The sequence below is a fragment of the Bradyrhizobium sp. Pha-3 genome (assembly GCF_042258325.1).
Classification (GTDB): Bacteria; Pseudomonadota; Alphaproteobacteria; order Rhizobiales; family Xanthobacteraceae; genus Bradyrhizobium; species Bradyrhizobium elkanii.
Window position 1 is genome coordinate 3,409,975 of sequence record NZ_CP170151.1, and the last position, 24,666, is coordinate 3,434,640.

17 protein-coding genes are annotated in these 24,666 nt (G+C 62.2%); 13 read left to right on the plus strand and 4 right to left on the minus strand.

The window, feature by feature from the left end:
- Nucleotides 1–93 precede the first annotated feature (93 nt).
- The 10 genes from ACE10X_RS15845 (at nt 94) to ACE10X_RS15890 (ending at nt 17,693) form a co-directional block, all read left to right on the plus strand.
- Nucleotides 94–2,280, plus strand: coding sequence for a bi-domain-containing oxidoreductase (locus tag ACE10X_RS15845; protein WP_038387942.1), 2,187 nt, complete (start codon nt 94–96; stop codon nt 2,278–2,280).
- Complete coding sequence (locus ACE10X_RS15850) at nt 2,277–4,265, plus strand: alginate lyase family protein (protein WP_038387941.1); 1,989 nt, start codon at nt 2,277–2,279, stop codon at nt 4,263–4,265. Before ACE10X_RS15845 ends, ACE10X_RS15850 begins: the two co-directional genes overlap by 4 nt.
- On the plus strand, nt 4,262–5,416 hold the full coding sequence (locus ACE10X_RS15855; protein ID WP_038387940.1) for a glycosyltransferase: 1,155 nt from the start codon (nt 4,262–4,264) through the stop codon (nt 5,414–5,416). Before ACE10X_RS15850 ends, ACE10X_RS15855 begins: the two co-directional genes overlap by 4 nt.
- A 670-nt stretch (nt 5,417–6,086) precedes the next feature.
- Nucleotides 6,087–7,358, plus strand: a complete 1,272-nt coding sequence (locus ACE10X_RS15860) for a calcium-binding protein (protein ID WP_038387939.1) — start codon at nt 6,087–6,089, stop codon at nt 7,356–7,358.
- A gap of 448 nt (nt 7,359–7,806) precedes the next feature.
- Nucleotides 7,807–8,421: a methyltransferase domain-containing protein gene (locus tag ACE10X_RS15865; RefSeq protein ID WP_038387948.1), complete on the plus strand. Its 615-nt coding sequence runs from the start codon at nt 7,807–7,809 to the stop codon at nt 8,419–8,421.
- Between the two features lie 196 nt (nt 8,422–8,617).
- Entirely contained in the window at nt 8,618–10,855 is a 2,238-nt protein-coding gene (locus ACE10X_RS15870; RefSeq protein WP_038387938.1) for a peptidase domain-containing ABC transporter, read from the plus strand.
- The gene (locus ACE10X_RS15875) at nt 10,845–12,191 is read left to right on the plus strand and encodes an HlyD family type I secretion periplasmic adaptor subunit (protein WP_038387937.1); all 1,347 of its coding nucleotides are present in this window, start codon (nt 10,845–10,847) and stop codon (nt 12,189–12,191) included. Before ACE10X_RS15870 ends, ACE10X_RS15875 begins: the two co-directional genes overlap by 11 nt.
- Nucleotides 12,191–14,224, plus strand: coding sequence for a tetratricopeptide repeat protein (locus ACE10X_RS15880; protein WP_038387936.1), 2,034 nt, complete (start codon nt 12,191–12,193; stop codon nt 14,222–14,224). Before ACE10X_RS15875 ends, ACE10X_RS15880 begins: the two co-directional genes overlap by 1 nt.
- A gap of 322 nt (nt 14,225–14,546) precedes the next feature.
- The gene (locus tag ACE10X_RS15885; protein WP_038387935.1) at nt 14,547–16,757 is read left to right on the plus strand and encodes a glycoside hydrolase family 99-like domain-containing protein; all 2,211 of its coding nucleotides are present in this window, start codon (nt 14,547–14,549) and stop codon (nt 16,755–16,757) included.
- 12 nt (nt 16,758–16,769) lie between these two features.
- Nucleotides 16,770–17,693 carry a glycosyltransferase family 2 protein gene (locus ACE10X_RS15890; RefSeq protein WP_038387934.1) on the plus strand — a complete coding sequence of 308 codons (924 nt, stop codon included), beginning with the start codon at nt 16,770–16,772 and terminating at the stop codon, nt 17,691–17,693.
- 95 nt (nt 17,694–17,788) lie between these two features.
- Here the strand turns inward: ACE10X_RS15890 and ACE10X_RS15895 are convergent, their stop codons facing one another.
- The gene (locus ACE10X_RS15895) at nt 17,789–18,949 is read right to left on the minus strand and encodes a hypothetical protein (RefSeq protein ID WP_304556404.1); all 1,161 of its coding nucleotides are present in this window, start codon (nt 18,947–18,949) and stop codon (nt 17,789–17,791) included.
- A 169-nt stretch (nt 18,950–19,118) separates the two neighbouring features.
- Here ACE10X_RS15895 and ACE10X_RS15900 point away from each other — a divergent pair, with 169 nt between their 5' ends.
- Nucleotides 19,119–20,087 (plus strand): hypothetical protein, encoded by a 969-nt coding sequence (locus ACE10X_RS15900; RefSeq protein ID WP_038387932.1) that lies wholly within the window; start codon nt 19,119–19,121, stop codon nt 20,085–20,087.
- Nucleotides 20,088–20,189: 102 nt separating this feature from the next.
- Here the strand turns inward: ACE10X_RS15900 and ACE10X_RS15905 are convergent, their stop codons facing one another.
- From ACE10X_RS15905 to rfbA, 3 genes are all read right to left on the minus strand, one after another.
- Nucleotides 20,190–20,738 (minus strand): hypothetical protein, encoded by a 549-nt coding sequence (locus ACE10X_RS15905; RefSeq protein WP_038387931.1) that lies wholly within the window; start codon nt 20,736–20,738, stop codon nt 20,190–20,192.
- Nucleotides 20,739–21,026: 288 nt separating this feature from the next.
- Nucleotides 21,027–22,094, minus strand: a complete 1,068-nt coding sequence (rfbB, locus tag ACE10X_RS15910; RefSeq protein WP_028345287.1) for a dTDP-glucose 4,6-dehydratase — start codon at nt 22,092–22,094, stop codon at nt 21,027–21,029.
- Complete coding sequence (gene rfbA / locus ACE10X_RS15915) at nt 22,084–22,995, minus strand: glucose-1-phosphate thymidylyltransferase RfbA (RefSeq protein WP_028345286.1); 912 nt, start codon at nt 22,993–22,995, stop codon at nt 22,084–22,086. Before rfbA ends, rfbB begins: the two co-directional genes overlap by 11 nt.
- Nucleotides 22,996–23,104: 109 nt before the next feature.
- Here rfbA and rfbC point away from each other — a divergent pair, with 109 nt between their 5' ends.
- Nucleotides 23,105–23,659 (plus strand): dTDP-4-dehydrorhamnose 3,5-epimerase, encoded by a 555-nt coding sequence (gene rfbC / locus ACE10X_RS15920; RefSeq protein WP_016841672.1) that lies wholly within the window; start codon nt 23,105–23,107, stop codon nt 23,657–23,659.
- Nucleotides 23,659–24,570 carry a dTDP-4-dehydrorhamnose reductase gene (gene rfbD / locus ACE10X_RS15925; RefSeq protein ID WP_304556402.1) on the plus strand — a complete coding sequence of 304 codons (912 nt, stop codon included), beginning with the start codon at nt 23,659–23,661 and terminating at the stop codon, nt 24,568–24,570. The genes rfbC and rfbD overlap by 1 nt, the downstream gene beginning before the upstream one ends.
- Nucleotides 24,571–24,666: the final 96 nt, after the last annotated feature.

Sequence of the window (24,666 nt, forward strand, 5' to 3'; positions counted from 1 at the left end):
CAAACGAGATAATTATGACGATGTTTCCTGGCTTCATTGCGGGCGTTGGGCGCGATACAAGGAGCGCTGTTAACTTGAGGCGATTGACCGACCGTGAAGCAGATCGCGCAGAACTATAAGAGCGGCGAGCTCAAGCTGATCGATGTGCCGGCGCCGCGCTGCCGCCCCGGCGGGGTTTTGGTGCGCACGGCGTTCTCCGCGGTGTCGACCGGCACCGAGATGATGAAGTTCACCGAAGGCCGCCTGTCGCTGCTCGGCAAGGCGCGCGCGCGACCCGACCAGGTTGCCAAGGTGGTAGGCTCGGTCCGTCAGCAGGGGTTGCTTGCGACCTATCAGAAGGTGATGAACCGGCTCGATTCCTACACGCCGCTCGGCTACTCGCTGTCGGGTACCGTCGTGGAGGTCGGCGAGGGCGTCGGCGGCTTCTCGGTCGGACAGCGCGTCTGTTGCGGCGGCAATCAATATGCAACCCACGCTGAATATAATTGGGTGCCGGTGAACCTTTGCGTGCCGCTGCCGCACAGCGCTGCGCTGGACCAGGCCGCATTCACCACGATCGCCTCGATCGCGCTGCAGGCGATGCGCCAGTCGGAGATCCGTTTCGGCGAGACCGCCTGCGTGATCGGCCTTGGCCTGATCGGGCAGATCATGGTGCGGCTGCTGCGCAGCGCCGGTGTCGTGGTCGTCGGGCTTGACAGGCTCGAGGCGCGATGCCGGCAGGCCGAGGCTGCGGGCGCCGCGGTCTGTGCCGTCGCATCGGATGATGCCGCGGCCGAATTCCGCGCCCGGATCGACCAGCTGACCGCAGGCAGCGGCGTCGACTGCGTGTTCATCACCGCAGGCAGCGACGATCCCGATCTCGCCTCGCGTTCGGCGGCACTGCTGCGCGACCGCGGCCGCATTGTCGATATCGGCAAATGCACGCTGAACCTGCCGTGGAACGAATTCTACGACAAGGAGCTCGACGTGCGCTTCTCGCGCTCCTACGGCCCCGGCCGCTACGATCCGCTCTATGAGGAGGGCGGCATCGATTATCCGATCGGTCATGTGCGCTGGACCGAGAGGCGCAATATGGAAGCGATCGTCGCGCTGCTCGCTGACGGGCGGCTCGATTTCTCCTCGCTGATTTCCGAAATGGTGCCGCTGGAGCAGGCGACGTCGGCGTTCGAGCGCATGAGCCGGGGCGAGGTCGGTCTCGGCATGGTGTTCGCCTATCCGGACGCCGCTCCCCGCGCGATGCAGATGACCTATCGTCCGGCGGTTGCCCCGCGCAGCGGCCGGGTGCGGCTCGGCGTCATCGGCGCCGGCAATTATGCCTCCAGCATGCTGTTGCCGCAGCTTGCGAATAACCAGCGCGTCGATCTCGTCGAGGTCGCCACCAATACCGGCCTGAGCGGCGCCACTGCGGTCCGCAAGTTCGGCTTCGCGCGTGCCTCGACGGATGCGGCCTCGGTGCTCGGCGCCGACGACATCGATGCCGTGCTGATCGCAACGCGCCATGCCTCCCATACCGACCTCGCGACGCAGGCGCTGCGCGCCGGCAAGGCGGTGTTTGTCGAAAAGCCCTTGGCGATCGATGCAAACTCGCTCGATCGATTGGAGCAGGTGATCCGGGAAACCGGCAACAACCGGCTGATGGTCGGCTTCAACCGCCGCTTTTCGCCGCTGCTGCAGGGCATGCGCGCGGCGTTTGCGCCGGCAGGACCGCAGACCCTGCAATATCGCGTCATCGCCGGGCCGCTGGAGAAGTCATCCTGGTATCTGCAGGCCGAGAGCGAAGGCAGCCGCTTCGTCGGCGAGGGCGGCCATTTCATCGACGTGTTGTGCTGGTGGCTCGGCGCCGGGCCGGTGCGTGTCTCCGCGAGCACGGCGGGCAAGGACGTCGACAATCTCGTCGCCACCTTCGACTTTGCCGACGGTTCGGTCGCGAGCCTCAGCTATCTCACCGGCGGCGATCCGCGGGTGCCGAAGGAAGCGCTCGAGATATCGGCAAGCACGGGTTTTGCCGCCTTCGACAATTTCTCGGGCTTCGAGGTCTGGCACGCCGGACAGCGCACGGCCAAGACAGCGCGGCTCGACAAGGGCCAGCGGCCGATGCTGGATGCCTTCATCGCGGCGGTCGCATCGGGAGCTGCGATGCCGATTGCGCTCGACTCGCTGCTGGCGACCACGCGCGCGACGCTTGCCGTGCAGGAAAGCGCGGCCGCCGGGATGCCGATCGATCTGACGGCCGGCGCGGCGGAGCAGGGCGTCGCGCGCGCCTCGACTGCGTTGAGATGAATCCGGCCTGGTATCTGCGCAGGCTGCAGCGCATGGAGCCGTCCGAGCTTGCGGGACGGGTGAACGATCAGCTGCTGCATCTGCTCTGGCGGATCACTCCGCCCGATATCGCTCGGCGCGCCAGCGCCAAACTCGCTCCCGGCCCGCGGCAGCCGCGCCTGAAGCCGCTGCCTTTGCCCGCCCACGCCCCGCAACAGGCCGCCGAACGGTTGATCCAGAGCGCCGACCGGATTCTCGCCGGGCACTGGCGGATTTTCGCCAGAGATCATGAGGCCCTCGGCGAACGGCCCGACTGGTTCGTCGATATCAGAAGCGGCAAGCGGGCGCCGGCCGATGTGCACGCGTTCGCGGTTCCCTATCGTGACGAAACCGCGGTCGGAAACATCAAATACATCTGGGAGCCGTCGCGTCACCACCATCTCACGGTGCTCGCGGCCGCGTATTACCTGACCTCCGACGAGCGCTACGCGAGGCGCGCGGCCGAGCATCTGGCGAGTTGGTGGCGCGAAAATCCGTTCCCGCGCGGCCCGCACTGGATCAGCGGCATCGAGCTTGGCGTGCGGCTGATCTCATGGGCCTGGGTACGCCAGCTGCTGCAGAACTGGCCCGAGGCTGCTGCGCTGTTCGAGAACAACGATCTGTTCCTGACGCAGCTCTATGCGCATCAATACTGGCTGTCGCAATTCCCAAGCCGTGGATCCTCGGCCAACAACCACCTCATCGCGGAGGCTGCCGGGCAGTTCGTAGCGGCTTGCGTGTTTCCGTTCTTCCAGGACAGTGCGCGATGGCGTGAGCAATCGGCCGGCACGCTGGCACACGAAGCCGTTGCGCAGACGCTTGCCTGCGGCAGCAACAGCGAACTCGCGACCGACTATCATGGTTTTGTGCTCGAACTGCTGCTGGCGGCGGCAGTGCAGGGCCAGTCGTCCGGACATCCGCTTGGCGATGCGGTCTGGACCACGATGTGCCGCATGAGCGACGTCATTGCCGCGATGCTGGACGATCGCGGTCATCCTCCGCGGCAGGGCGACGGTGACGACGGCATCGGCCTGCAGCTCGACGATCACGCCGGTAATCGCTGGCTCGGCCTGCTCGCCAGCGGAGCGCGCCTGTTCGGCGCTCTGCCATGGTGGCCCAAATCGCCGGAGCCTGATCTGCGCAGCTTTGTGCTCACCGACGGCATCGAGGCCCGCGCGATCGCTGGGCGGCCCAAGTGCCGCCCGCATTTGCTTGAAGGGGCGGGACAGACCTTTCTGATCGATTCCGAGCGCGCCGTGTGGTGCCGTTGTGACCACGGCCCGCATGGCTTCGGCCGCATTGCCGCCCACGCCCATGCGGACGCGCTGTCGCTCGAATGCAGGATCGGCGGCGTGGAGATCTTCGCCGACCCCGGCACCTATTGCTACCATGGCGATCCGCGATGGCGGGCCTACTTCCGCTCCACGCTGGCGCACAACACGCTCTGCCTGTCCGCGCGCGACCAGTCGGTGTCGGGCGGGCCGTTTCTCTGGACACGGCATGCGCAGAGCCGGCTTGTCGCAGCAGGCGGCCTGGACGATCGCGATGCGGATGCGAGCTGGGTCGCGGAGCATTCGGGATATCGGGACGAAGCAGGTGTCGTGCATCGCCGCTCGGTGCAATTGCAGCGTCAGGCGGCGCGGCTCGTCGTCACCGATACCGTGCTTGCCGATGAAGGGCTTGCGGTGCCGGCGAGCCTCAGCTGGCATCTCGGGCCCGACGTCGAATGCAGGCTCGAAGGGCACAGGGCGCAGCTCGCATGGCCGGGCGGGCGCGGCGAGCTCGATCTGCCGGCGGCACTCAGCTGGATGCCGTATCGGGGTGACGAGACCATACCGGCCGGCTGGTATTCGCCGTCCTTCGATCTCAAGGTGCCGGCGACGACGCTGATCGGCTCCGGCACGCTCGCCGCTGGCCAAAGCCTGATGACCGAGCTGAGCTGGTTCTCGGACCCGGCCCGATCATGAAGATCCTGGTCGCTCACAACAGGTATCAGGGACGCGGCGGCGAGGACGTCGTGTTTGAAGCGGAAGTCGACCTGCTGCGCGCCGCAGGACACAGCGTTGAAATGTTCACGGTCAGCAACCAGGCGATCAATTCGCTCGCCGCGCGCATCACGACCACGCTGTCGATCGCCGATAATGCGGAGGGAAAGCGGGTCGTGGCGGAGGCGATCGACCGCTTTCGCCCCGACGTCGTGCACGTCCACAATTTCTTCCCGCTGCTGTCGCCCGCGGTGTTCGATCTCTGCCGGCAAAAGCGCGTGCCCGCGGTGGCGACGCTGCACAATTATCGCACCATCTGCACCGGCGGCATGCTGCTGCGCGACGGCCGCATCTGCCACAAGTGCCTGGACCGTGGACATCTCTGGGGCGTCGTGCACCGCTGCTACCGCGGATCGCTTCCGGGCTCGATCGCTTCGGCCTACATGATCGCACAGCACCAGCGCCGCGGCACCTGGACGCGTCCCGGGCTGCGCCTGATCGCGCTGACGCAGTTTGCCAAAACCCTGTTCACGCAGGCCGGCTTCGACGCAGACCGGATCGACGTGAAACCGAACTTCATGGCCGATCCGGGGGCGCCCGATCCGGCGGCGCCGCGCGCCGGGCTGCTTTACGTTGGACGGCTGAGCCGCGAGAAGGGCGTCGGCGTGCTGCTCGAGGCCGTTGCAGGGACCGGCATGTCCTTGCGGATCGTGGGCGAGGGGCCTGAGCGCGTCGCGCTCGAGGCTCGGGCGCCCGGCAATGTCGCGTTCCTTGGCGGGCTCTCGCGCGGTGAGGTGCTTCGGGAAATGGCGAATGCCCAGGCATTGGTGGTGCCGTCGCTATGGTACGAGGGATTTCCGATGGTCGTGGTCGAGGCCTTCGCGCGAGGCACGCCGGTGATCGCGTCCGAGATCGGCGGACTTGCCGAGGTGGTGACCGCCGGCAAGACCGGCGCGCTGATGCCGCCGGGCGACGCGGCCGCGCTCCGAAAGCGGATCGGTGAGGTGCTCGGCGCCGCCGAATTGACCGCCGCATGGGGGCGGGCCGCGCGAGCCGCCTATCTCGAGCGCTACGCGCCGGACGAGAACCGCCGGCTGCTCGAGGCCATCTACGCGCGCGCCGCCGGTGGATGATCGCCGCTGGCCGGCGCGCGGCCCGCGATCGGGGCTCGTCTCGCCGGTTCCATGCTGGCGTCGCTAACATATTGCGGCAAATCTGGTGTTAATTTGTTACAGTGCGGCGTCCGGTCGGCGTCGCGCCGGGTTTTAATCGCGCGGTCGAATGGCGCTGATTCTGCGGGTGATTCCATGGATCTCGCTGGATCGAGCCCGCAAACTGCGGCCAAGCGGCGTTATAACACTGGCCGGTGGGGGGCCGGCTGCGAAGTTTGACGCTTTTTTGCAAAACGTCTCACGCGATGCAGAAATATTTTTTCAGATCAGAAAATCCCGTCGAAGCGCTCACAGCGTCAGTGAAATTCAGCGCGCCCGCGGTATCCTGGGCTCCCGTGAAACCCCGTATAATCACTACCCTTTTTGCGCCGCGGCTAACATTGGCGATCGGCCTGCGCTGAATGTTATAGCGCATCCGAAGCGGCGCTAAGTCTCACATAAACCTCGTGGAACCTAGTGTTAACAGCACATTGCTGATTGACACTCCGACTTGGTGGACTTAACAATGGACTTAACAAGTTCGTAACCTGGGTCCACATTTGGGTTGCATCGCAACAAACCAGTTGTGAATCAACAGCTTAAGTGTGGGCGAGCGGCTTGAATCCTCGTATCCCAAGCAGGGGCTACATCGATGGCGACTTACAATCTAGACCAGACGGACCTCAAAGCGGCGATCAACTCAACGATCGATCACTCGACCCAGCAACAGATTCTTGACTATCTGATCAACGCGGGGATCGGATACACCAGCCCGGATAACGGCGCGACGATACCGGTGCAGGAGGGGTCTGGGATCACCAACCCGGATCCGAACGCCAATGTTCTGATCGAGAACAACCCGATTAACACTGTTAACACCGACGCCAACCTGAAGGCGATCATCGAAAATACCAACAGCGACGTGACGCTGACGGTGAACGGCAGCACCCCGGTGCTGGTCGCGACCGGTCACGGCGACGATCAGGTGTTCATCAACAACACCGGCGACACGACGGTTCTCACCGGCTCCGGCAACGACACGATCTTCGGCGGTGCCGGTCACGACTCGATCGATGCGGGCTCCGGCAACGACGTGCTGGTCGACAACGCCTCTGGTCACAGCACGCTGGATGGCGGCAGGGGCAACGATCTGCTGTTCGGCTCCGGTGCTGACACCCTGAACGGTGGCGCCGGCAACGACACGATTTACGGCGGCGGCTCGTCGCAGCTGAGCGGCGGCAACGGCAACGACGTGCTGGCGTCCGGCAGCACCGCCGGCAATTCGAGCACGCTGGATGGCGGCAAGGGCAATGATGCGCTGTACGCTGGTGCGGGCAACGACAGCCTGGACGGCGGCGCCGGCAACGACTCGCTGTATGGCGGTTCCGGTGTCGACACGCTGTATGGCGGCAACGGCAACGATCTCCTTGTCGGCGGTGCTCAGACTGCTTCTGAGTTCGGCGGCAACGGCAAGGACGTGCTCTACTCGGGCAGCGATGCGTCGCACGCGACCTCGCTCGATGGCGGTAACGGCAACGACTCGCTCTATGGCGGTGCCGGCAACGACACGCTGTATGGCGGTTCCGGCAACGACACGCTGGTCGCCGGCTCCGGCACGCAGACGCTGATCGGCGGCGACGGCAAGGACTCGTTCGTCGGCTCCGAGACCGGTACGGCCTCGATGGTTGGCGGCTCCGGTCAGGACTACTTCTACCTGAACAATGCCACCAGCAGCGACACCATCGATGGCGGTGGCGGCAACAAGGACTCCCTGACCTTCCTGGATCACGCTTCGACCGACGTGAGCGACATCAGCTCTGGATCGAACGGTTCTCTGGACATCACCTTCAGCAATGGTCAGGTGACCCAGATCAGCAACATCGAATACCTGATCTTCAACGATGGTAACTCGACCAAGCTGTAAGATCCTAGGTCTGCACTAAGCGAAGGCGCCGCCCCAACCGAGGTTGAGGCGGCGCTTTTTTCTTTGATCGCCGGCATGACCCGTCAGGAATGGGTGATTGAATGATCGAATACGCGGCCGTTCATGATCGTGACGCACACGCGATGAGTTCGGCTCGCATCAGTGGAAGCGCGTGCGCACATCCCGATTGGAACTTTGTCGACCGATCCGCGTCGGATGCATCAAATCAATCACAAGTTCCGCCTCGGGCATTTCCGACAAGGGATGTTAGAAGTTAGTCCGTCACATTCGGACCACGTAGCTTTTGTAAAGCGTGCCGCTCGCTTGACACGACGGAGCTGTGGCGATCGCTATCCGCGGCCCTGGCGCCTTTGGTCAAGACGAACGATCGCTGCAGAACTCAGCCGCTTAACGAACCCGCGGAGCTCTCGAATTGGCCAAGAAGAAAATGCTGAATGCCGGCGCTGGATCGACGGTTACCAAGCGCATCCAGCCGCTCCTGACATCGCATGAATGGGACGAGATTCGATTAGACGTCGACAGCGGCGTGAACCCCGACGTCGTCGGCTCGATCACCGATCTTTCCCGATTGTTCCCGGTGGCCTCGTTCGATGCGATCTGGTGTTCTCATGTCATGGAGCATCTCTATGCCCATGAGGTTCACCCCACATTCGTCCAGTTCCGCGAAGTGCTCAAACCGGACGGCTTCGCACTGATCATGTCTCCCGACCTCGAGGCGGTCGCTCAGCACATGTTGACGCGCGGCCTCGGTGCGATCGCTTACGTCTCGCCGGCAGGTCCGATCCGGCCATTGGACATGATCTACGGGCATTCCGGCGCGATCGAGCAGGGGCGCCACCACATGGCGCACAAGACCGGCTTTTCGACCGAGCGGATGGGGAACCTGCTGCTCAGCGCCGGTTTCCCGACGGTGTCGGTTCGGAGCGGGAATTTCGAGATCTGCGCATTGGCACTCATGCCGGAGGCGAGGGATGAGCGGATCAGGCCACAGCTGGAGGCCTGCGGATTCGACTTCCAGGAGACGGTGACCGCCGACTCGTGATTTGTCGATGTTAAACAATGTTATAAGGTTCCCTGGTTAAGTCGCACGAGAACGTGCTCGAAACTGGCTTCGCGGCCTGCCGTGATGCATATCTTTTTCGGGTGACGCGCTGAAAATGCTGCGTTAGCGAACTAACAGTGATAAGTTATATCTCGCTGGGGACCGGACCTTGCGCAGTCGAAACTTCGAGGCATCCATGACCAAACACCTCTCGCTCGTCGGCGCACCTTCGGTGGAGGCACTGCCACCTTCGGGTCTCGCTTGTCTCGTCATCGTGGCAAGACAGCATGGTTTGCATCTGACCCCGTCCCAGCTGATCCACGACAACCTCCTGGGCGACCAGGAAGTCACGCTGGCCGAGCTTTTGAAGTGCGCGAATTCCTCGGGCATGACGGCAAAGGCCGTCACGCTGGACTGGAAGGGCCTGAGCCATCTCAAGAGGGCGCTGCCGGCCATCGTTCGGCTGCGCGACGGCAGCCACATGGTGCTGCTGCGCCTCGAAGGCGATGAAAACAGCTCCCGGGTGGTCCTGCAGGATCCGAATGCCGGCGAGGACGCGCTGCTCGTCATCGATCAACCGCGCTTTGAGGACATCTGGTCGGGCGACGTCGTCATGGCCAAGCGCGACTATGAGATTTCGGACGAGACGCAGCCGTTCAGCTTCGGTTTTGTCGTTGCCCTCGTGTTCCGCGAACGGCGCATCATGCGCGACGTCGCGATCGCGGCGCTGGTCCTGGGCTTCATGGGGCTGGCACCGATCATGTTCTGGAGGCTGCTCTCGGACAAGGTCATTTTCTACAAGGCGTACAATACGTTCTACGTGCTGTGCGTCGCGATGCTGGTGATCATCCTGTTCGAGACGGCGTTCTCGTTCCTGCGGCAATACCTCGTTCAGAGCTTGACGGCACGCCTCGACGTCAAATTGTCGACCTACGTGTTCGAAAAGGTGCTCAATCTGCCGATCGATTATTTCGAGCAGAATCCCGTCGGCCTGATTTCCCGGGACATCCGCGAAGTGTTCCGGATTCGCGGCTTCCTGACCGGGCAGTTGTTCGGGACGGTTCTCGATTCGACGACGCTGATCTTCTTCCTGCCCGTCATGTTCTTCTTCAGCCCGATCATGACGCTGATGGTTCTGGGCTTTGCCGCGATGATCGTGGTCTGGCTCATCCTGATGCTGCCCGTGTACCGGAGGAGCTCCTCGGCGGTTCTTGCCGCCGAAGGCGCGCAGGGGGCGTTTCTGATCCAGAGCCTGAACGGCATGAGGACCATCAAATCGCTGGCGCTCGACACGCGCCAGCGGCACATGTGGGATGTGCTCGTTGCGCGCGCCGCCAAGGCGCGTCTTGCCGAAGGCATGACCGGAAACATGATCCAGACGCTGGTCCGTCCGCTGGAACGGTTGGCGGTCAGCGCTCCCTATGCACTCGGCGTCTACCTCGCCGTATCGAGCGGCGATCCGGTCTATGTCGGGGCGCTGTTTGCCTTTCTGATGCTGTCGCAACGTGTTGCCGGCCCGCTGATGAAGATGGCCCAACTCATCAACCAGTATGACGAGGCGCGCACCGCGGTCACCATCGTCGGCAATCTGGTGAATCAGCTGCCGGAGGAGGGACGCTCTGGCCATGGCGTGCGGGTTCCGCTGAAGGGCCTGATCGAGTTCTCCGGCGTCACGTTCAAGTACAAGGGCGCGGTGTCGCCGGCGCTGAACAATATCTCATTCGAGATTCCGCTCGGCACGACGCTCGGCGTGATGGGCAAGAGCGGCTCGGGCAAGACCACGATCACGCGGCTGTTGCAGCGCCTGCACTCCGACTATGGCGGGCTGATCAAGGTCGACGGTATCGATGTTCGGGAATACGATGTCGACCATCTGCGGCGCAACGTCGGCGTCGTGCTGCAGGAGAACTTCCTGTTCAGCGGCACGATCCGCGAGAATATTGCCGCGGCAAAGCCGGACGCGACCTTCGACGACGTCGTCAGGGCGGCGCGATTGGCCGGCGCCGAGGAATTCATCGACAAGCTGCCGCGGGGTTACGAGACCTACGTTTACGAGGGCTCCACCAACCTCTCCGGCGGACAGCGTCAGCGCCTCGCGATCGCGCGCGCGCTGATCGTCAATCCGCCCATCCTGATCCTGGACGAGGCGACCAGCGCGCTCGATGCGGAGAGCGAGACGATCGTGAATGCGAACATTTCGCGGATCGCGCACGGCCGCACGCTGATCATCATCTCGCATCGCCTGTCGTCGCTGACGAAGGCCGACGCGATCCTCGTGCTCAATCGCGGCGTGGTCAACGATATCGGTCGCCACGAGGAACTTCTGGAGCGCAACGACATCTACAGCTCGCTCTGGTACCAGCAGAACACGCATCTCGTTCCGACGGGCCGCAACGACAAGCCTAACTTCAGGAGTCCGACCCTTGTCTCCTAATCAAGCGTCGCTCGCGACCGTTCGCCAGTTCCAGTCCGAAACCGACGCCATCCGCGAGGCGCCCGAGCCGATGTTGGCCCGTGCGACGCTGTTCGTGCTGTCGGCGCTGCTGGTATCCATCGTGGCGATCATGTGCCTGACGCGCCTCGATCGGGTGATCACCAGCGTCCGCGGCAAGATCGTTCCGGTCGATCAGATCAACGTGTTGCAGGCCCTTGACCCGTCGATCATCAAGACGATCGATGTTCGGGAAGGCGAGCAGGTCGACACGGGACAATTGCTTGCGACCCTCGACTCGACCTTCACCGCGGCCGATGTCACCCAGTACAAGCTGCAGATCGCGAGCCTCGATGCGCAGGTTGCGCGTGACGAGGCCGAATTGTCCGGAAAGCCGCTGTCGTATGGCAACGCCAAGGATCCGGATGCCGCCCGGTACAACGCCTTGCAGAAGGCGCTCTACGACCAGCGCGTCGCCCAGTACAGCGCGCAGGTGACGAGTTACGATTCCAAGATCAGCCAGACCGAAGCGACGATCTCGAAGGCGAAGAAGGACGACGAGCGGTATGGTCAACGCGCCGAGATCGCCGGCAAGATCGAGGACATGCGCTCGACCCTTGCCGAAAGCGGCAGCGGGTCCAAGCTGAACCTGTATCTGTCGCAGGATACGCGCCTGGAGTTGCTGCGTCAGATCGACAACACGCACAACACGCTGCTGGAAGCGCAACACCAGCTCGACTCGCTGAGGGCCGATCGCAAGGCCTTCATCGAGCAGTGGAACGCGCAGCTGAGCCAGGATCTGGTCACGACGCGCAACAATTTGGATACGGCCCGGGCAGCCTACGACAAGGCCATCAAGCATCAGGACCTGGTCCGATGGACGGCTGCCGAGCCGTCGGTCGTCCTCACCCTTGCCAAGCTCTCGGTCGGATCCGTGCTGAAGCCGGGCGATCCCTTCATCACGCTGATGCCGCTCAAGACGCGGCTGGAGGCGGAGATCCAGGTGCTGTCCCGCGACGTCGGCTTTATCCGGCCGAATGACCCCTGCACGTTGAAGGTCGATGCCTTCAACGCGGCGGAGCACGGCACGGCGGCGGGCAAGATACGCTGGATCAGCGAAGGCGCCTTCACCACTGACGACGACGGAAAGCCCGTCGATGCCTACTACAAGGCGCGATGCTCGGTCGATCAGACCAACTTCACCAATGTTCCGAACAATTTCCGCCTCATCCCGGGCATGACGCTGCAGGGCGACGTCAATGTCGGCACCCGTTCGGTGGCGATGTATCTGCTCAGTGACATGCTGCGCGGCATGACGGAAGCGATGCGCGAGCCATGATGGAGTCGACGAGATCCCTGCTCGAGTTGCTCCGGCCCGACTCCTCCCGTTCAGACTCAAAGCAGTTTGAACGGGGACTGGAGGCTTACGAGAACGGGCGATACCTTGAAGCCTTGCGCTTTTGGCGGCTTGCCTCGCGGGCGGGCAACCCCGAGGCGGATTACCGGATCGGGCTGCTCTATGCGCGGAACGAGGGCGTTATCGGCAGCATTCCGGACGCGGTCGCGTGGTATGAGCGCGCCGCGCTGAATGGACATCTGGATGCGCAATTCCAGCTCGGCCTGATCTACCTCAACGGGGTCAAGGCGACGCTCGGTCCGAACAGGCCCGAGATGTGGCGACAATCCACTGCGGCCCGTCTCGGCGACAAGGCGATCAACCTCCACGATCTGGTCTTCCCGAACGGGATAGGCGTGGCCAAGGACGTCGACGCCGCATTCCTCTGGATGTCGGTCGCGGCGGAAGCCGGCAAGGCGGAGGCGCAATCGATTCTCGGCAACATGTACGCCAACGGCCAAGGTTGCGAGCGGGATCACGCTGCAGCCCTGCGCTGGTATCAGGCCGCGGCCGAGCAGAAAGCGGCGTCCGGCGAATTCGCACTCGGCGATGTGTATTATCAGGGCCGCGGCGTTCCCGTCGATTTCGCGCAGGCCGCGATCTGGTATCAGAAGGCCGCCGAGCAGGGACATGTTCGCGCACAGGTTGCGCTGGCTTTCATGTGCCTCAAGGGTACCGGGCTTCCCGAAAATGTCGAAGAGGCCGCACGGCTGTTCCAGAGCGCCGCTGCGCATGACGATACGATCGCGCTCTACAACATTGCGCTGTTGCGGTTGAGCGGCAAAGGGGCTGTCAGGGATCTCGACAGGGCCGAGACCGCATTGCGCAAGGCGGCGCGGAAGGACTACCTGCCGGCGATCCAGGCGCTGGCTGAGTTCTATGCGCTCGGGACTGCCGCCGAGCCGGATCTGCGCGAGGCGGCGTATTGGTACGAGAAGGCGGCCGAGCGCGGCGATACGCAGGCGCAGTTCCTGACCGGACGCTTCTATGCCACCGGCACCGGCGTTCCGCCCAGCATTCGCCAGGCTGCGAAATGGTTCGAGCGTGCGGCGGAAGGCGGCCACGCCACGGCGGCCCACAACATTGCGGTGTTCTATCTCAATGGCAGGGGCGTGGCGCGCGATGTCGCGGCTGCGATCAAGTGGTTCGAGCGCGCATCCGAGGGAGGCATCAGCGCCGCCGGCGTGCAACTCGGCCGGCTCTACTCGGCGGGCAACGGCGTGCCGCGCGATCAAGCGCGCGCCGCGGAGTGGCTCAGCAAGGCGGCCAACGGCGGCGATGCCGACGCGAAGACGGCCTATGCGATGTTTCTTATCCAGGATGAGCCGTCCGCGGAGCGTCTTGCGCAAGCACGTGCGCTGCTGACCGACGCTGCCGAGGCGGGCCATCCGGCTGCGGCATTTCAGCTGGGCGGGCTTCACATGGGCAGATCCGGCGGCGCCGTCGATGTTCCGGCCGCAGCCCAATGGTTCAAGCGTGCGGCAAGCGCCGGGCACGTCGAAGCCCAGCACACTTTGGCGCTGCTGTATTCCGATCCTAAGAGCGGCCTCAAGGATCCGCAGGCCGCCGCCGGCTGGATCGTCAAGGCTGCGGACGGCGGCAACGCCGCGGCGCAGTTCAAGCTTGCGGTGATGTATTGCACCGGGCAGGGCGTCGAGCAGGACCTCGCCAAGGGCGTCACGTGGTACGAGGCGGCGGCGCGCCAGGGCCACACGACGGCGCAATACAACCTTGCCGTGATGCTCGGCCGGGGACAGGGGCGCGATGCCGATCCGGCGAAGGCGGCCGAATGGTTCGAGGCCGCGGCGAAGCAGGGCATGGTCGAAGCCCAGCTCGCGATCGGCGATGCGCTGCGCGCCGGCGACGGCGTCGCGCAGGACCGCGATCAGGCGCTGCACTGGTATCGACAAGCGGCACAGCAGAACAACGAAGGCGCGCGACGTCGTCTGCAGGCAATGGGCGTGAGTGTTGGCTGAGATTGCTGGAGGCGGGCTTCGCACGCGGCCGCAGACGATGAGCAGCGGCTTTGTTTTTAGGCGCGAAGGCAACGAAGCAGGCAGCTTCGCGCGACAATCTGGGCAGAACTAACGGTGGCTTTCATATCGACGACAGAGAGATTGCGTTAATGTGGACGTCGCCAACAAATACTCATTGTGGTTGTGTGAAGTTGACTGATAAGCATCAGGTCACGATCCGGGGCAGGTTTGAACGGCAACGCGATCTCGGGATATCGATCTTCCGCACGGCTGAGAAAGAAACTGGAACCAGCGTTAGACGTTGGTAGGAGATTGAGAAGCGATGAACAAGATGGTGGAACGGAGCGTCAGGGATACGAAGGATATGTTGCCCGTTGCCAGTCCGGTTCAGCAGGACGATCAATCGCAGAGCGTATTCCTGGATCCCGATGTCGGCGATCTCCAGTCGGGACCGAGGCTGCGTGGTGCGATCCTCGAGCACTCCGGGCGAGTGATCTCCGGCTGGATTGTGGATGCGCAGTCGCCTGCTTCGACCGTTGCGATATCGCTTTTTGTGGCTTCCCACTGTGTCGAAGAGGGACGGACGGGCCGGTCTGTGCCGGCCAGCGTCGGTCCGCACACCGTGATCGGGCGCCCCGGATTTCGCATCAATCTATCCACGCCGGGCGTGCGCCGTCGTCTGGCGCGCGCCCTGAAGAATACGCTGCTGGAACGCAAGCCTGTGCAGATCTACCTGCGCATCAGCCTGAACGACGGCGAATACTACGAAATACCGCTGTTCGAGAAACTCGAGTCGAACGAGGTGGTCGTCGCGCTCGGCTTCTCGACCGACGATTACGACGATCTGCTGTTTCCGAACAACGACAAGAAACTGGTTGCCGCCATGGCAGGCGCCGCCTCCGTGAAAGAGGTGCGCTACGTCTGCTTCTACCTGCCGCAATTCCATTCGTTCGCGGAGAACGACCGTTGGTGGGGTCCTGGCTTCACCGAATGGACCAACGTCTCCCAGATGCGTCCGCAGTTTCCTACGCACCAGTCTCCGTGGTTGCCCGCGGATCTCGGCTTCTATGACATGAGACTGGTCGAGACGCGCCAGCAGCAGGCAGACCTGGCTCGCCGTTACGGCGTTCACGGCTTTTGCTATTACGCCTACTGGTTTCAGGGGCGAAGATTGCTGGAGCGGCCGCTGAGGCTTTTGCTGGAGGACGGAGAGCCGAACATCCCGTTCTGCATCTGCTGGGCGAACGAAAACTGGTCACGGCGATGGGATGGTTCTGATACCGAGCTCCTGCTCGGCCAAAACCACTCCCTCGAGGATGATGTTCGCTTCATTGACGATATGGCCGATATCCTCCTGGATGATCGCTACATCACCGTTGACGGTCGCAAGATACTTCTCATCTACCGTCCCTCGCTGATCCCGGACAAGGAACGCCTGTTCCAGACCTGGCGGGTGCGTGCAAGGCAACTCGGCATCGGCGAGCTGCTGATTTGCAATGCGATGACCTTCGGCGAGTTCGATCCACGAGAATTCCATTGCGATGCCGCCGTGGAATTCCCGCCCCATACCGTCAATGCGCGGGAGCTGAGCCGAGCGGAGGTCGAGACGCCGACGGAGTTCTCCGGCAAGCTCTACGACTATCTCGAAGCCATGCGCTCGACGCTCGGCAAGGTCTATGAGTTTCCGTTCTTTCCAACCGTGATGCCGCGCTGGGACAACACGCCGCGCAAGGGCTCGCGTGGACATGTGTTCGTCAGATCAAGCCCCGAGGCATTCGAAGTCTGGCTTCGCGAGGCGACGGAGCGGGCTCGCCGGAGTTCTTTCGAACAGCCGATCGTCTTCATCAATTCGTGGAACGAATGGGCCGAGGGAGCCCACCTGGAGCCGGACTCGCGTTTCGGCCGTGCCTATCTCGATGTCGTCAGGCGTGTGTCTGCCGGCGAGTCGATCTCGGCAGAACTGCGCTCGAACTCCGCGCTGCTGGACTGCTTGAGCAGATCGGAGCTTGAGCAGACGATCAAGAGCGCTGCAGTTCATGTCGAAGTACTCGCCAATTTGCAGCGCAATGAAGTCGCGCTCACCGGATTCCAGAGTATTCGCGAAGGCTTGCCGGTCGAAATTGAGGGAGCCATCGCAAGTCCGGATGGCTCGATGTTTGTGATCGAGAATATCAATTCGCAAACGGAGGAGCGCGTGGTGGTGGACCCGCGCTACAGAGTGCTGGTCCGAGGGTGGGTTTTTGCCAAGGATGGCTTCGAGCCCCTGAGAAACCGCATCTCGTTTCTGGTGTTGTCTCCGGAAGGAGAGACGAACGCCGGCAAAAGCGGGTACTGCCTCGTCATCGATTGGCACGAGCGAATGGACGTCACGGAGTATATGAAGGCGACCGCGCGCGAGTGCTGCTTCGGCTTCGAGGTCAGCTTCATGCTCAAGGGACTGCCGGACGGAGAGTACAGGCTTTCGATGCTTGAGGTTGGCGAAGGAGAAAACCTGCTGGTTGGATCAAGCCATTCCCTGGTCGTTCGGCATTGAGTTGAGAGTCCTATGTTAGCCAGCGTGGTGATTGCTTGTTACAAGCACGAGGCCTATCTCGAGCATTGTCTCGAGACGGTCTTCGACCAGACATATCCCAAACTTGAGCTGATCATTGTCGACGACAATTCGCCGGACAACAGCTTCCAACTGGCCGAAAGGCTTCTGAAGCGGAAGTCGTTCGCAAAGCGTTTTGCATCATGCAAACTGCTCAAGAATCCCACCAACATGGGAGCTCACTTTACCTGGAATCGCGCGCTGTCCCTTGCAAAGGGCGAGATGCTCTTCCTGCTCAATTCGGACGACGCGTTCTCGAAAGAGCGGGTCGAGACATTTGTCGGCCGCCATGGCGCTGAAAAGCTGTTCTTCGGCTTCTCCGCGATTGAACCAATCGACGAGAATGGGAAGTCCATCAAGAGCTTTCAGTTTCCGGCGCGTCTCAGATACGCAACGAGCCAGGCGGTAAGCGCCGATCGCCCGCTGTCGTGGTCCTTCCTGGAGTCGCAGATCGCCGCCTCGACGGGAAATTTTGTGTTGAGCGCTGAACTATTGAGGCAGGCCGGCTGGTTCGCGGACCTCAAATATTGTCACGATTGGGAATTCGCGCTGCGCGCGATCACGATCGTCGAACCAAAATATGTGGAATCCGATCAATACATGTATCGATTGCATGCGACCAACAGCTTCCGTGGACTAAGTTCGGTGGCCGAAAGCGAAACGCGGGCTTGCATGCACAGCTATTCACTGCGCGCGATGACGTCCAAGCCACCGAACGGGACCTGTCTCAGTCCGCTCAACATGGGGGAGGCGTTCTACAAGCTGATCAGGAATTACCCGAACTTCCGCTTCTGGATGCGGCAGCTCTACGCACCTTATCTTGCCGAGCACAGGACCGTGGAGCTGAACCAATGGACGGTCCCGGCCGAATGGCGCTAGCACAACGCGGCTGACGCCAGATCACGCGCCAAGTCACGGCTGACGCCCGGTCGCAGCTGAAGGAGCTTGCGGGCGCCAGCCTCAGCGCGTCAGAGCTAGCAAAGGTTTGGCCTTTGCTTGGATTGCGGGTCTTTCAGGACCTTGCGCAAGGCCTCCAGGCGCTCGGTCTTGCAGGGCAAGGTGGGGACAAGCCATCCGCCTTCGTCGTTTTCGTTCCAGGCATAAATCAGGATCGCAGGAGACTTCATCTCACCCGGCTGAGCAGCCCTCCATTCGATCGAGCGGTGCAGATGATCCGACAGCTCCGCCCCGGTCGGCGCAATGAAGAAGTTTTCCATTCCCACGCCCGGGCGCTGCTTGGCTTCCCAAGGCACTGGGCGTTCGATGCGTGGACGGCGATCCCAACCGGTCATCACGGTGGGGATGACGGGAAGCCGGCTCTTGGCGAGTTCATTCCAGTCTCGCTCCGCTCCGCGCGTGAGGTCTGCGTAGGAACCACGGACGCTCCCGTATACTCCGGCATAGGAACTAACCGCGTCGGCAGTCAGGAAAGCGCCCTGTTCATTGAGCAGTTTCTTGTCACCGGTGAGCACCAGATACGGATCTCCGTGTCCCGCAGCCTTTACACGCGCTCTGAATTGCTCGATCTGGGCTCGAAGGTTCTCGAACCCACCCCATCGTTTTTCAACGTCGGCAACATGTATGAAGCCGAGAAAATACAGCGGTCTTCCGCCCGCTACTTTCAGGTAGTTGCTGTCGCCCATGAGTTTGACGTGTTCGTCAATCAGCGGGCTGACCTTGTCGTGGGAGCCCCATCGAGGGAACTCGGTAAAGATGCAGTACGAAATCTCATTCTTGATCGGGCTTTCCCTGAAGACTTTCAGAGCCCTCGACATCGGATCGGCGGAGCCGTAGGCGACAAACGCCCAGTAGTCGATGCCTGCGAAAACGGCCTGTTTGATTTCCTTGTCGATCGTCTGTTGCGTGATCTCCGGAAAGGCAACTTCACTGCGGCTCTTTCCGGTGGTCTCCTTCGCAAAGAATGGAACTCGCCAATGGTACTGCTGGGGAGAGAGTGATGTTTCAACTGCCTTGGTTGGCGTTGATCCGGGGGCATACCAGGCGTCCCACCGTAGCGCGCCCACCAGAGGCCGGTCGGTGCGCGCAGCCACTTGGTTGGCGGCCAGAGCGCGCTCAACCGTATAGCTAAGGGCTCCAGCTGAGCCCAGGGCCAGAAACAATCGTCGTGTCAGCATCTTCGAGCGCTCGCCGTTGTTTTCCCAAACATCCTGTTGATTCTCTTCAAAAACGCCCTAATGATCCACTGACAGTGCGGCTAATGATGGGCCAAACTTTTTCTGCGCGATGAGCTTAGATTGGCTAAAACCAGTCGATGTTGATTGCAACGCACAGGGACCGTGTTTGATGCAGCTGGTTGCATGGGAAAATGAATCTACGGCGATTTGCGATCGCATCCGGAGCAGCCATGGAGCGCTCAAGATCGTTCTCAAGACCAAGGATGATCCGTTTTTCCTTGCGGATTGGGTGGACCATCACAGGAAAATCGTGGGCGATGCGAACCTGATCATTTTTGACAATGGATCTTCCGACAGCAAGGTCTTGTCGGTTTACGAAGAGCTGGGGCCGGACTTGCTGATCGCGAGTTTCGGCGGATTTCACAACAACCTGCACAACCCCAAAAACTTCGAGGAGCTTTACGCCAGCCTGTCGGCTTCTTCCGATTTCCATTGCTTCCTGGATACGGACGAGTTTCTGGCGTTCTATGATGGCGAGCGCTTCACGAGCGATGCTTCAATATTGCGTCACCTGAGCGACAAGGACGGTGGTGCGTTTATCCCGTCGACTTGGCTGTACAACGCGCCGTCCTATCGCGACAGAATGTTGTGCGGCACCGATTTAGGCACGCTCCGGAATGGCCTCACCTGGGGCAAGCCGTTGATCCGATCGGCTGCCGCGCCTTTCTCGGGAGAGGTGAATCACAACTGCCAAATCGCCAAGGGAAAGAAGCCTCCGGCGCCGTTGTTTGGATTTTTCCTGCTGCATATGGCGACCTTGTCGCCCGCGCAGCGGATCCGCGCCAATCTAAACAAGCTGATTGCCCGCGGATTCATGCAGCGCGGGGACTCCCTCGAGAAAGTATTGGAGCGGGATATATCGCGGGCGACAGAGAACGAGAAGCTGTACGTGACCGAGATCAAGCGGATGCTCTCTCTTCGAGAAGACCGCGGTCCCGAGACGGCTCCCTTGGGAACCGGCTCGATGCGAATTGACCAGTCGGGCAAAGTTGAATTTGCGTCGTCCACCGAGGAGCGCATCTTTGCCGAATTCGCCGCATCCTTTGACGCGCTATGCGCGCAGACACTGCCTTCCTGAGGTTGGATCTGTCTGCTTCGTCGGGGCATTGCCGCCTTTTACGCCTAGGCGGCAAGCCATGGTGCAACGTAGGCTTTGACGTCTATCGGGAGAGCTCGCCGCTCAGGACGGCTCTCCGCTGAACGACTGAAGGATGGCTTGGGCAGCCTCTCTTTTCGCAAGCGGCATGAAGAACGACATATCGCCGGCCGTCGCAATCTCGCGAGCTATCTCTCTGACGCAGTGATAGGCGGGGCGAGAGCTGAAGTCGTGCATGCCGATGATTGCAGTCGGGCTGCAGTGCAGGACGATCTGGGCGAAGCATGCGACCCTGAAACGACCGTCGACGAGATACAGATCAGCATCGGCGCTTTGCGGCGTTTCCCAGATGGTGGAGTGATAGTCCGGCCAACGCGGCTTTGTTGATGGGTCGACCGGGAAACCCCAATCGCCAGTCCGTCCGATGTCGATGAACGTCAAATGGGGCTTCGTACGGGCTGAGGCGCAAGCACGATCCACCTGATCCAGCCAGTCCTGTGAGGAATCGATCGACAATATCGAGTTCGTGACGTGCTTTGAGGCGATGACCGTACTTCCGCCTGTGCCGAATTCGACGTAATCGCGGCTGTTTCTCACAAACGACAAGAACAGTTCCGCTTCTTCCCGCGACATTCTTGGTAGCAATTGACGTCTCCTCGTTGTTCGCAGCCCCTGGGACAATTTCTCCTCACCGGGGGCGTTGGACGTGTCTGATGCCCAGCACGTCTTTGCATATTCAGGCCGCGCCGCAGTTCACCAAACGCCAGTTCATCGACGCCAAGTCATCACCGCCGAGGCACGGTCACCCAGGCCTGCGTCCTTGCACCCGATCGGCCGGACATCTTCCGGCCGAGGGATATTCCGCAAGTCCCACGATGATCGGCGCTGCCACCGTCGCTGATGATCCGCGGTGATCGGCGGCTACTGGTTCAGACCGACGCGCTCCACCTTGTAGCCGCCCTCCAGGATGGAACGCCACCAGGGTTGCTCGTCGACATACCAGCGCACGGTCTTGGCGATGCCGGTCTCGAAATTCTCCTCGGCGCGCCAGCCGAGTTCGGTCTCGAGCTTGGTGGCGTCGATGGCGTAGCGGCGGTCGTGGCCGGGCCGGTCGGCGACGAAATTGATCAGCTGGCGGCGCGGGCCTGCTGCGGCCGGCACGACCTCGTCGAGCAGGTCGCAGATGCTCTCGACCACGTGCAGGTTGGTGCGCTCGTTGCGGCCGCCGACATTGTAAGTCTCGCCGACCTCGCCGCGCTCCAGCACCAGCGTCAGCGCCTTGGCGTGATCCTCGACGAACAGCCAGTCGCGGATGTTCTTGCCGTCGCCATAGACCGGCAGCGGCTCGCCGGCGAGCCCCTTGATGATCATGTGCGGGATCAGCTTTTCCGGGAAGTGATAGGGGCCGTAATTATTGGAGCAGTTGGTCACCAGGGTCGGCAGCTCGTAGGTCTCGCGCCAGGCCCGCACCAGGTGATCGGACGATGCCTTGCTGGCCGAATAGGGCGAGTTCGGCGCATACGCCGTGGTCTCGGTGAACAGCCCTTCGTCGCCGAGCGAACCGAACACCTCGTCGGTCGAGATATGCAGGAAGCGGAACCGGTCGCGCTTCTCGGGCGAGAGCGAACGCCAGTGACGCAGCGTCTCCTGCAGGATCGTGAAGGTGCCGACGATGTTGGTCTGGATGAATTCGCCGGGGCCGTCGATCGAGCGGTCGACATGGCTTTCCGCGGCAAGGTTCATCACCGCATCGGGCTGATATTTCTCGAACAGCCGGCGCAGGTTCTGTGCCTCGCAGATGCAGGCCTTCTCGAAGGTGTAGTTCAGGCTTTCGGCGGCACGGGGCAGGGAAGCCAGGTTTGCCGCGTAGGTCAGCTTGTCGATGTTGACGACGCGGGCGTGGGTGTCGCGCAGCAGGTGACGGACCACGGCGGAGCCGATGAAGCCGGCGCCGCCGGTGACGAAAATCGTCGATCCCTTAAACCGCATGTTTGAATACCTCCGCCGCGCGCGGCTCGCCGTGGAACGAGCGGTAGACCGACAGCAGGTACTCGCCGTAGCTGCTCTTGGCGGTCTTCTGTGCCACCCTCGCGAAGGCTTCGAGCGAGATGTAGCCCTGGCGCAGCGCGATCTCCTCGGGGCAGGCGATGCGCAGGCCCTGGCGCTGCTCCAGGATCTGGACGAAGTGGCTGGCTTCGACCAGCGAGGAATGGGTGCCGGTATCGAGCCAGGCAAAGCCGCGGCCGAGCACCTCGACATAGAGGTCGCCGCGCTCGAGATAGGCCTTGTTGACGTCGGTGATCTCGATCTCGCCGCGCGGCGATGGCCTGATGCCGGCCGCGATGTCGACCACATCATTGTCGTAGAAGTAGAGGCCGGTGACCGCGACGTTGGACTTCGGCCGCTTCGGCTTCTCTTCGATTGAGAGTGCCCGGCCGGTGCCGTCGAGCTCGATCACGCCGTACTGTTCAGGCGCGTTCACGACGTAGCCGAACACGGTGGCGCCTTTCTTGCGGATCGAGGCGGCCGACAGCATGCTCGGCAGGCCGTGGCCGTAGAAAATGTTATCCCCTAACACAAGGGCAACAGAGTCATCGCCGATGAAGTCGCGTCCGACGATGAAGGCGTCGGCAAGACCTCGCGGGGTCTCCTGCGTGGCATAGGCGAACCGGACACCCATCTCGCTGCCGTCGCCGAGCAAGCGCTGGAACAGCGGCTTGTCCTGCGGCGTAGAAATGATCAGGATATCGCGGATTCCGCCCAGCATCAGCGTCGACAGCGGATAGTAGATCATCGGCTTGTCGAAGACGGGCAGCAGTTGCTTGGAGACGACTGTCGTCACCGGATAGAGGCGCGAGCCGGTGCCACCGGCAAGGATAATGCCTTTCATGGTCCCTCACAATTTGACTATCAGAACATAACATATAGCGTGCGCTGCACAAGTTTGTTATGAGAGGGAAATTAACATTTCAAGCGCGTCAAACTGGAACAAATGTTAGATGAACGTCATCAAGACCGAGCTTCCTGAAGTCCTGATCGTCGAGCCGAAGCTGTTCGGCGACCAGCGCGGCTTCTTCCTCGAGACCTACCAGTCTCCGCGTTATGTCGAGCACGGCATCACGCGTCCCTTCGTGCAGGACAACATGTCCCGCTCGGCCTATGGCGTGCTGCGCGGGCTGCATCTGCAAAACCCGCTCACCCAGGGCAAGCTCGTGACCGTGCTGCGCGGCAAGGTGCTGGACGTTGCCGTCGACGTGCGCGTCGGCAGTCCGAATTTCGGCAAGCATGTCGCGGTCGAATTGAGCGAGGACAACCGCCGGCAATTATGGGTGCCGCGCGGCTTCGCCCACGGCTTCGTGGTTCTCTCGGAGACGGCCGACTTCTTCTACAAATGCGATGATTTCTACAGCCCCAAGGACGAGCTCTCGATCCGCTGGAATGATCCCGCGATCGGGATCAAATGGGGCGTCGACAAGCCTCAGCTGTCGGCCAAGGATGCGGACGCGCCGCTCCTGGCCGACGCCAGCAATCTTCCGACCTATGGACAAATCTGATGCGGATCTTGTTGACGGGAACACGCGGCCAGGTTGGCAGTGCGCTCAAGCCTTTGCTGGAAAGCCACGGCACGATCATCGCGCCGCCCACCGCGGAGTTCGATCTGTCGAAGCCGGAGATGTTGACGAGCCAACTTGAGAGTCTGAAGCCCGATCTCATCATCAATCCGGCGGCCTATACCGCCGTCGATCGCGCCGAGGACGAGCGTGAGCTGGCGTTCCTGGTCAACGCCAAGGGACCTGAAGCGATCGCCAAATGGGCTGCGGCGAACCGCGTGCCCCTGGTGCATTTCTCGACGGACTACGTCTTCAATGGTTCGGGCGACAGGCCGTGGCGCGAAGACAGCCCGACCGAACCGCTGTCGGTCTACGGCGCCAGCAAGCTTGCCGGCGATGTCGCGATCCAGGCGGCGGGCGGGGCGCACCTGATCGCGCGCACCTCGTGGGTTTACGCCGCAAAGGGCACGAACTTCCTGCGCACCATCGCGCGGCTCGCCGGCGAGCGTAAGGAACTGCGGATCGTGGCCGATCAGATCGGTGCGCCGACCACGGCATCAGCGATCGCCAGTGCGGTCGCCGGCATCGTCCTGCCGAACCTCACCACGTTGCACGATCAGCTCGTGCGCAGGGGTGGTGTCGTCAATCTCGTTTGCGCCGGCGAAACCAGCTGGCACGGCTTCGCAACCGCCATTGTCGGCGGGCTGAGGTCTCGCGGCGTCACGCTGGCGGTCGAGAATATCGCTCCGATCGCAGCGACCGATTTTCCGACCAAGGCCGTGCGTCCGGGCAATTCGCGGCTGGACTTGTCGCGGCTGCAGGCACAGTTCGGCGTGGCGATGCCGACCTGGCAGGAAGCGCTGGCGCGCGAACTGGATGCATTTGTCCAGCTCGGCGCGCCCGCCCACGCCTAGAGCGTTTTCGAGCGAAGTGGATGCCGGTTCGCGTGAAGAAAACGCGTCAAAACAAGAATCTAGAGCCCCGTTCCGATTCCATCGGAACGGGAAAAG

Bases quoted from the DNA above. Each gene is read 5' to 3' on its own strand.
- ACE10X_RS15870 (WP_038387938.1), top strand. From the start codon at position 8,618: ATGACCAAACACCTCTCGCTCGTCGGCGCACCTTCGGTGGAGGCACTG.
- ACE10X_RS15885 (WP_038387935.1), top strand. From the start codon at position 14,547: ATGAACAAGATGGTGGAACGGAGCGTCAGGGATACGAAGGATATGTTG.
- ACE10X_RS15855 (WP_038387940.1), top strand. From the start codon at position 4,262: ATGAAGATCCTGGTCGCTCACAACAGGTATCAGGGACGCGGCGGCGAG.
- ACE10X_RS15890 (WP_038387934.1), top strand. From the start codon at position 16,770: ATGTTAGCCAGCGTGGTGATTGCTTGTTACAAGCACGAGGCCTATCTC.
- ACE10X_RS15860 (WP_038387939.1), top strand. From the start codon at position 6,087: ATGGCGACTTACAATCTAGACCAGACGGACCTCAAAGCGGCGATCAAC.
- rfbD (WP_304556402.1), top strand. From the start codon at position 23,659: ATGCGGATCTTGTTGACGGGAACACGCGGCCAGGTTGGCAGTGCGCTC.
- rfbB (WP_028345287.1), bottom strand. From the start codon at position 22,094: ATGCGGTTTAAGGGATCGACGATTTTCGTCACCGGCGGCGCCGGCTTC.
- ACE10X_RS15900 (WP_038387932.1), top strand. From the start codon at position 19,119: ATGCAGCTGGTTGCATGGGAAAATGAATCTACGGCGATTTGCGATCGC.
- ACE10X_RS15880 (WP_038387936.1), top strand. From the start codon at position 12,191: ATGGAGTCGACGAGATCCCTGCTCGAGTTGCTCCGGCCCGACTCCTCC.
- ACE10X_RS15865 (WP_038387948.1), top strand. From the start codon at position 7,807: ATGCTGAATGCCGGCGCTGGATCGACGGTTACCAAGCGCATCCAGCCG.
- rfbC (WP_016841672.1), top strand. From the start codon at position 23,105: ATGAACGTCATCAAGACCGAGCTTCCTGAAGTCCTGATCGTCGAGCCG.
- ACE10X_RS15850 (WP_038387941.1), top strand. From the start codon at position 2,277: ATGAATCCGGCCTGGTATCTGCGCAGGCTGCAGCGCATGGAGCCGTCC.
- rfbA (WP_028345286.1), bottom strand. From the start codon at position 22,995: ATGAAAGGCATTATCCTTGCCGGTGGCACCGGCTCGCGCCTCTATCCG.
- ACE10X_RS15905 (WP_038387931.1), bottom strand. From the start codon at position 20,738: ATGTCGCGGGAAGAAGCGGAACTGTTCTTGTCGTTTGTGAGAAACAGC.
- ACE10X_RS15895 (WP_304556404.1), bottom strand. From the start codon at position 18,949: ATGCTGACACGACGATTGTTTCTGGCCCTGGGCTCAGCTGGAGCCCTT.